The organism is Novosphingobium organovorum (assembly GCF_022832435.1).
In the GTDB taxonomy this organism is placed as follows: domain Bacteria; phylum Pseudomonadota; class Alphaproteobacteria; order Sphingomonadales; family Sphingomonadaceae; genus Novosphingobium; species Novosphingobium organovorum.
Map to the genome: position 1 here is coordinate 1 of NZ_JALHLF010000193.1, position 3630 is coordinate 3630.

Annotated in this window: 4 protein-coding genes and 1 pseudogene; 1 reads left to right on the plus strand and 4 read right to left on the minus strand. The window is 65.0% G+C overall.

What is annotated here, in order from left to right; translation table 11 throughout:
* Positions 1 to 439: pseudogene (locus tag MTR62_RS20340) on the plus strand (integrase core domain-containing protein); the annotation flags it as partial.
* A gap of 67 nt (positions 440 to 506) precedes the next feature.
* On the opposite strand, the gene MTR62_RS20345 reads toward MTR62_RS20340, so the two are convergent.
* From MTR62_RS20345 to MTR62_RS20360, 4 genes are all read right to left on the minus strand, one after another.
* Positions 507 to 1160 (minus strand): YqiJ family protein, encoded by a 654-nt coding sequence (locus MTR62_RS20345; protein ID WP_244024381.1) that lies wholly within the window; start codon positions 1158 to 1160, stop codon positions 507 to 509.
* Positions 1160 to 1870: a hypothetical protein gene (locus MTR62_RS20350; protein ID WP_244024383.1), complete on the minus strand. Its 711-nt coding sequence runs from the start codon at positions 1868 to 1870 to the stop codon at positions 1160 to 1162. The genes MTR62_RS20345 and MTR62_RS20350 overlap by 1 nt, the downstream gene beginning before the upstream one ends.
* 63 nt (positions 1871 to 1933) lie before the next feature.
* Positions 1934 to 3154 carry a toxic anion resistance protein gene (locus MTR62_RS20355; protein ID WP_244024385.1) on the minus strand — a complete coding sequence of 407 codons (1221 nt, stop codon included), beginning with the start codon at positions 3152 to 3154 and terminating at the stop codon, positions 1934 to 1936.
* Positions 3155 to 3254: 100 nt separating this feature from the next.
* Positions 3255 to 3630 (minus strand): formate dehydrogenase accessory sulfurtransferase FdhD (locus tag MTR62_RS20360; protein WP_244024387.1); only part of this gene is annotated, 376 nt, incomplete at its 5' end.

The window sequence follows — 3630 nt, forward strand, 5'->3', positions numbered from 1 at the left end:
GGCAGCATCCGCATTCCTCAAGGTGCTGATCAAGGCTGTACCCTATCCGATCCACACCATCCTGACTGATAATGGCGTCCAGTTCGTCGATCGATAACAGGGCGTCTCGCACACCTGGATCGGTCACATCTTCGGTCGCACCTGCCAGAGCAATGGCATCGAGCATCGCCTCACCAAACCCTACCACCCCTGGACCAACGGCCAGGCTGAGCGAATGGTCAGGGCGATAAAGGAAGCGACGACCAAGTCCTTCCATTACGCATCGATCCACGAACTGCGGCAACACATCGCAGACTGGCTGATCGCCTACAATTTCGCAAAACAACTCAAGGCTTTGAAGTTCAGGACGCCTTACGAGGCCATCGAACAACTCTGGAAATCAAAGCCCGAAGCCTTTATCGTTCAGCCAACCCATCACATGCTGGGACCAAACACTTAGTGGTTCGATTCTGACATTTGCAAGCCCATCCCAGCCGCCAAGGGATGCAAATGTCAAAATCAATCCACTAGATTCGCGGCAGATAATGGTCTCCGCGCGCGATCGCCTTGAACAGTTCACCTTCGCGCCGCACGATGAGCACGCGCTCACCCTCGACGAATTTCTGGTCGGCGTTGTCAGGCTCGAGCATGACGTGGTGAACTTGGCCAAAATGATCGGTGACGCGGGCCCGCGCGGGTGAGCCGGGCACGGCCGTCCCGATCACGATCTCGCCCTCACGCCCGACCAGCACCCCACGATCGATCGCGCTGGTCTCGTCCTGCGGCATGAGGCGGCCAAGCGGGCGGGCGATCGCGCCGGTAAGAGGCAGCGCGGCCACGCCCGCGGCAGGCCCGGCCAGCCAGGCGCTCCACGGCGCGCCGGTAAAGGCCTCAAGGAACTGCTGCCCGGCGATGCCGATGACCCCGAACGCGCTGAGCAAAACGATCAGCCAGACCATGAAGGGCACGCGCCCCAGCCCCACCAGCGAAAGCAGCCCCGAATCGAGCCCGTGCCCGGGCACCCCCTCGACGTGCCCCTCGAGCGATACGTCGACATCGACGTCGCTGTCCGCGCCAAGCAGGTCCCCCAGCCCGAAGAACTGCATGACCACCAGCGCAGCCATGACCCCCAGCGCCACGGTAAACGGCAGGTTCTGGGCCTCGCCCAGCAGCGCGAGCATCAGCCCGGCTCCCGCGCGTCGACGTACTTGCTTTCCAGAAAGCGGTTGCGGGTCGCCAGCGCATCGACATCGCCTTGCGAGAGGCTTACGCTCATCGTCTCGATCTCGTCCGAGATGACGCACAACCCATCGACCAGCTGATCGCTCGGACTGGTACCACCCGCCCCCGGCGTGTTGCGCAGCGTCGCGGGGATGCGCGTGTAGCTTTCGACGAGGGCCGGCAGATGCTCCGACAAAAGCTTGCGCACCTCGCGCGCGGCCGGGCCGCTCTCCTCCACCAGCGCGAGCTGCGGCGAAAGCTGTTCGAGCCGCACGCCGATCATGTCGATCGCATCGATCGCGGCGGCGGGCAGCGAACGACGCTTGGCTTCGAGCCAGATCTCGGTCGATCCGGCGAGTTCGGCCAGACTTGCCTCGTCAAGATCCCCCCGGCGCGGGCGCGGCGAGGAGGGATAGATCGCCAGCACGCCGAACACGACGAAGCCGAGCAAAGTGACCAGTACGGTCGTGGCGAACGAGAGGCCGCCCATAATCAGCGCCGTGACCAGCGCCGCGATGAAGATCCCGGCGAGCGCCAGCACCGCGCGGCGCAGGCGGCGCAGGCGAAACGCCCAGCGCTCCTTGCGCGCGGTGTAGAGCCGCGCGGCGCGCTGGCGGCGCGCGGCGCGGATGACCTCTTGCGAAACCCGGCGTGCGGGCACTTGTGCCATGACCTCGTCAAACTCCCCAAAACGGTCGCCCGCGCAGCCCCTGCGGCGCGCGGGCGAGGCCGGTCACTTCTCGTCGAGCGATTCGAGCAGGACCTTGGCAGCCTGCGAATCGCCTTCGGCCACCCCTTCGGCCTGCCCCTGCGCGCGGGCGATATAGGCCTTGGACTTGCCGATCTCGCCTTCGAGCGCCTCGACCGTCTGCTTCATCGAAGCGAGCGCCTTGACCTTGAAGGTGTCGATCGAATCCATCGTGTCGTAGATGTTCTGGAACGCACGGCTGAGCGTTTCCATCGGGATCGTCGCGCTGGCGGCCTGTTCGTGGATGCGCGCGGTGTTGTCCTTGAGCATCTGGCCCGTCGCGTCGATGATCTTGGCGGTGGTGGTGTTGAGCGCGGTGATCTGGTCGAGCACGAGGCGCTGGTTGGCCATGGCCTGGGCCACGGTCACCGCCGTGCGCAGCGCGCCCACCGTCGTCGTCGAGGCACGGTCGACCCCCTTGATGAGCTCGACGTTGTTCTTCTTGACCAGATCGAGCGCGAGATAGCCCTGCACCGAGACCGCCATTTGCGTGAGCAGGTCCTGCGTGCGCTGGCGCACGTAGAACAGCGCCGATTCGCGCACCGCCTTGGCCTTCGCCGGATCGCTATGATCGAGATCCGCGGCCTTTTCCTCAAGCGCGGTGTCGAGCGCCTTGGACATCCAGATCATCTGTTCGAGCTTGCCGAGCGAGGCCCACAGGTTCTGCCGTTCGACGTCGATCGCGGCGTTGTCCATCAGCAGCTCGTCCTTGCCGTTCTGAAGCCGGGTGAGGATCGCCGAGATGTGGCCCTGCGCGCTCTGGTAGCTGTCGAAATAGTTGCGCAGCTTCGAGCCCATCGGAATGATCCCGAAGAGCTTGCGCTTGGAAAGCAGGTCGCCCTTGGTCGAGGGGTCGAGATCCTCGACCGTGCGGCGCAGTTCGGCAAGGTCGGTGCCGACGCCTGTGTCCTTGTCCATGGCCCGGATCGGCCGGTCGAGAAAGCGGTTGGAATGGCCCGAGGCCTCCGCGATTTCCTTGCGCCCCATGTTGGTAATCTGGTCCACGCGGCGGCCGAAATCGGGGGAGCTGGAATCCTGCGCGACGAGGTCCGCGACGAATTCATCGACCCGCACCTGCAGCTTGGATTTCTGCTCCTCGTTCACCGGCACGAGGCCAGCGGCCTTTTCGGCCCGCACGGTTGGCACGGGATCGGGCGGCGTGAGCTTGAGTTCGTCAGCCACGGCCGTGTCGGTCGCACTCGCCATCAAAAGAGGTTCCTTGTCCTGTTAGCTGCCCGGAAAAACATGCGCTTTCAAACTAGGATTTGCGCCGCACTCCTACAAGGAAAACCGGCATGGGGCCCGGTCAATCGTCGATGAAGGGGCCATTGGCGTCGACTTGCGTCGAAAGCATGAAATCCTCGCGCGCCACCACGCACAGCGCCAGTCCCGCCGCCTCGGCCCGGCGCACTGCCAGCTCGCTCGGGGCCGAGATCGTCACCAGCAAGGGGCACCCCGCACGCGCCGTCTTCTCGACCAGTTCGTAGGAACAGCGCGACGTCATCACGATGAACCCGCCGCCCGGATCGCGCCCCTGCCGCGCCAGCGCGCCGACCAGCTTGTCGAGCGCGTTGTGCCGGCCGACATCCTCACGCACCAGCACCAGCGCGCCATGGGCATCGCAAAAGGCCGCCGCGTGGGTGGCGCGCGTCGCGTTGCCGAGCGCCTGCGCGCCGCGCAGC

Bases quoted from the DNA above. Each gene is read 5' to 3' on its own strand.
- MTR62_RS20345 (WP_244024381.1), bottom strand. From the start codon at position 1,160: ATGCTCGCGCTGCTGGGCGAGGCCCAGAACCTGCCGTTTACCGTGGCG.
- MTR62_RS20350 (WP_244024383.1), bottom strand. From the start codon at position 1,870: ATGGCACAAGTGCCCGCACGCCGGGTTTCGCAAGAGGTCATCCGCGCC.
- MTR62_RS20355 (WP_244024385.1), bottom strand. From the start codon at position 3,154: ATGGCGAGTGCGACCGACACGGCCGTGGCTGACGAACTCAAGCTCACG.